This is a genomic window from Cryobacterium sp. 10I1, from assembly GCF_035019805.1.
Classification (GTDB): domain Bacteria; phylum Actinomycetota; class Actinomycetes; order Actinomycetales; family Microbacteriaceae; genus Cryobacterium; species Cryobacterium glucosi.
Window position 1 is genome coordinate 1 of sequence record NZ_JASJVF010000296.1, and the last position, 3,704, is coordinate 3,704.

The following is a 3,704-nucleotide window of genomic DNA, read 5'->3' on the forward strand; positions in this document are numbered from 1 at the left end:
CCTCCAGTACGGTCTCGTGCTGATTGAAGGCGTAGAGGTGCAGACCGGGCGCTCCCCCGGCGATCACCTGGCTGGCGAGGTCGACGGCGTGCTGGATGCCGATCTCACGCTGTCCTTCCTTGGTCGGTTCGATCTCGAGCCGGATGGACAGGTCTGCCGGCATCTGCTCACCGGAGAGTTCGATGATCCGCCGCAGCCTGGCCGGGCTGGTCACCGGCATGATGCCGGGCAGGATCGGGAAGAGCACTCCGGCTTCCCTGGCGCGCTGGACGAAGCTCAGGAAGTGGTCGGCGTGGAAGAAGAGCTGGGTGATGCCGAGGTTCGCGCCCGCGGCCTGCTTGGCGAGCAGGGTGTCGATATCCTGCGCCGAGGAACGTGACCGGGGGTGGCCGTTCGGGAACGCCGCAACGGCGATCCGCACCTTCTCGTGGCCGGGCTTGACGGCGCGTGCGGCGGGGATACCGGGGATGATCGTCTCGCGGTACGGGGACTTCTCGGCCTGAACCCGGTGGATGAGCTGCACGAGTTCGGCGGCGCTGCCGAAGTCGCCGAGGAACGCCTCGCCCTCCTTCGTGCCTGCCGGGGGGTCGCCGCGGAGGGCGAGGAAGCTGCGCACTCCGGCGTCGAGGAATTCGCGGATCAGCCGGTTCGCCTCGTCGTGGGTGGAGCCGACGCAGGTGAGGTGGGCCATCGCTTCGACGTTCGTCGTGCGGAGGATGCGGCTGAGAACGTCGAGCGAGGAGCGGCGTGAGGATCCGTTGGCCCCGTAGGTGACCGAGAGGAAGTCGGGGCCCGCCGCTGCGAGATGGTCGATCGTCGTCGCGAGAGCGGATGCTGCGGCATCCGTCTTCGGCGGATACAGCTCGAACGAAAAGGGGATGCGCCGTGTGCGGGCGGAGTCCGTTGGAGTGGACATTCATTCCTCATTCGACAGTAGCCAGTGTGTGCACTGAATGGCCGGGCGGCCGCGGACCGCCAGAAAGCCCTGGCGGGTGTTCGCGGGCGGGTGCCGGGCTCGGCTGTCGCTCCATGCCGGCGGAAGAAATCCGTCGGCAACGATTGAAGAAAACTCTAGCAATCCCTTAATCGGATTGCACGAGTGTGACCGTTCGTTACCTGGTTCAGCTTGCGACGGCGGGCACGGCGGCCGCCGGTGCGACGGCGAACGGTGCGAACTGGGACTGGATCTCCGTCGTGACGAGGGCGCGCACCCGGGTGCCGGTTTCGGCGTAGTCCGTCGTGAGCACCGTGCCCTGGGCGTGCAGCATCGCGATCAGGTCGCCACGCTCGTAGGGAATGAGCAGGTCGAGTTCGATGGACGGGCGCGGAAGCAGTCCGGCGATCGCGGCGAGCACCTCGTCGACGCCCTCACCCGTGCGGGTGGAGACGAAGATGCCCTTCGGCCAGAGGCCGCGCAGCACGAGACGATCGTCGTCCGTGACGAGGTCGCTCTTGTTGAAGACGACGAGCTCAGGGATCTCCCGGGCGCCGACCTCACCGATGACCTCGCGGACCGTCGCGAGCTGGCTCGCCGGGTCGGGGTGGGAGGCGTCGACGACGTGCACGATGACGTCGGCGTCGGCGACCTCTTCAAGGGTCGACCGGAAGGCCTCGACGAGTTGGTGCGGCAGGTTGCGGACGAAGCCGACGGTGTCGGTCAGCGTGTACAGCCGGCCGTCGCTCGTTGTCGACTTCCGGACGGTCGCGTCGAGCGTGGCGAAGAGGGAGTTCTCGACGAGCACGCCGGCGCGCGTGATCCGGTTGAGCAGGCTCGACTTGCCGGCGTTGGTGTAGCCGACGATGGCGACGGAGGGCACGGCGTTGCGCTTGCGGTTGGCGCGCTTGGCCTCGCGGGCCGGCTTCATGGCCAGGATCTGCTTGCGCAGCCGGGACATCCGGGTGTGGATGCGACGACGGTCGAGTTCGATCTTCGTCTCGCCGGGGCCGCGGGAACCCATTCCGGCACCGGTTCCGCCGACCTGGCCACCGGCCTGGCGCGACATGGAGTCACCCCAGCCGCGGAGGCGGGGCAGCAGGTATTCGAGCTGGGCGAGTTCGACCTGCGCCTTGCCCTCCCTGCTCTTGGCGTGCTGGCTGAAGATGTCGAGGATCGTGGCGGTGCGGTCGATGACCTTGACCTTGACGACGTCCTCGAGGGCGCGTCGCTGGCTGGGCGCGAGTTCGGTGTCGGCGATGACGGTGTCGGCGCCGAGCGCCTTGACGATGCCGGCGAGTTCCTGCGCTTTGCCCTTGCCGAGGTAGGTGCTCGTGTCCGGGGTGGCGCGGCGCTGCATGAGGCCGTCGAGCACGGTGGCGCCCGCGGTCTCGGCGAGGGCAGCGAGTTCGCGCATGGAGTTCTCGGCGTCCGCGACAGTGCCCTGGGTGTAGAGGCCGATCAGGATGACGTTCTCGAGGCGCAGCTGCCGGTATTCGACCTCGGTGACGTCCTCGAGCTCGGTGGAGAGGCTGGGAACGCGGCGGAGGGCGTTGCGGTCTTCGCGGTCGAGCTGGGCGCCGTCATGGCCGTCATCGTGTTCGTCGGAGCGGGGCTCGGCGTCGAGGGCCTGGGCGCTCCCGCTGCGGAACAGGGAGTAGCCGGCGGCCTTGGAATCGGCACTGGCAAGGACCCGTGCCACAACGTCGTCGTCCGGGGTTTCAACTGGTTCAATCATTCCTTTAACCTTACTTCCTCGAAGAGCGGTAGGTTCCCTCTATGCCCTCCGACCATTACTTCACCCCTGCCCCCGACAGCAAGCTCAGGCTGCAGCAGGTGACCGTGCACCTGGGCGGTCAGGCGCGGGAGGTCACGACCGCCAATTCGGTGTTCAGTCCCGACCACATCGACACGGGTACCAAGGTGCTCCTCGAGAACACGCCGGCGCCGCCGCCGGGGGGCGACTTCCTCGACCTCGGCTGCGGCTGGGGTCCGATCAGCTTCCACCTCGCGCTCGCTTCGCCGCGCGCCACGATCTGGGCGGTCGACGTCAACGAGCGCGCCCTCGACCTCGTACGGCTGAATGCCGAGAAGCTCGGGCTGACGAACATCACGGCCGTCACACCCGACCAGGTTCCCTCGCACGTGCAGTTCCGCACGATCTGGTCGAACCCGCCGATCCGGGTCGGCAAGAACGAGCTGCACAACCTGCTGAGTAGCTGGCTACCGCGCCTCGAGCCCGATTCGGATGCCTGGCTCGTCGTGCAGCGCAACCTCGGGTCCGATTCCCTGCAGCGCTGGCTCGACGGCGAACTCCCCCACGACTTCGCGGTCTCCCGCTTCGCGATCAGCAAGGGCTTCCGGGTCCTCCGCGTCAAGCGCCACGGCGACCCCACCCTCTAACCGCGAGAGCACTCCCCCGCTGAGCCCGCGCCCGCAAGGTTCCGCGAGAGCGGAGATATGGCCCTTTCGCGGACCGCGAAGGGGCCATATTCGTACTCTCGCGGCAGGGACGGGCGAATCCCCGACCTGGGGGCCTTGGTCAGTTGAGGCGGAAGACGCCGTCGTAGACGAGCTCGGCCGGCCCGGAGAGCGCGACGTGCTCGCCGTCCTCTGCAGGGAACATCCGCACGCCGAGCGTGCCGCCGGTCACCTCGACGCGCCACTGGTTCGGGGCTCCCGCGCCCGCCCAGTGCCGGGTCGCGAGGGCGGCCGCTGCGGCTCCCGTGCCGCAGGAGAGCGTCTCGCCGCTGCCGCGTGCGTGGACGCG

Annotated in this window: 3 protein-coding genes and 1 pseudogene; 1 reads left to right on the top strand and 3 read right to left on the bottom strand. The window is 68.4% G+C overall.

The window, feature by feature from the left end:
- The coding region (locus tag QN345_RS16775) for a methylenetetrahydrofolate reductase (protein WP_323508917.1) at nt 1–916 on the bottom strand (916 nt) is incomplete at its 3' end.
- 205 nt (nt 917–1,121) lie between these two features.
- Nucleotides 1,122–2,672, bottom strand: coding sequence for a GTPase HflX (hflX, locus tag QN345_RS16780; protein ID WP_134559735.1), 1,551 nt, complete (start codon nt 2,670–2,672; stop codon nt 1,122–1,124).
- Nucleotides 2,673–2,713: 41 nt separating this feature from the next.
- Between hflX and QN345_RS16785 the strand changes: the two genes are divergently transcribed.
- On the top strand, nt 2,714–3,337 hold the full coding sequence (locus QN345_RS16785; protein WP_134559737.1) for a class I SAM-dependent methyltransferase: 624 nt from the start codon (nt 2,714–2,716) through the stop codon (nt 3,335–3,337).
- Nucleotides 3,338–3,476: 139 nt separating this feature from the next.
- Here the strand turns inward: QN345_RS16785 and QN345_RS16790 are convergent.
- Nucleotides 3,477–3,704, bottom strand: a pseudogene (locus QN345_RS16790) (diaminopimelate epimerase); the annotation flags it as partial.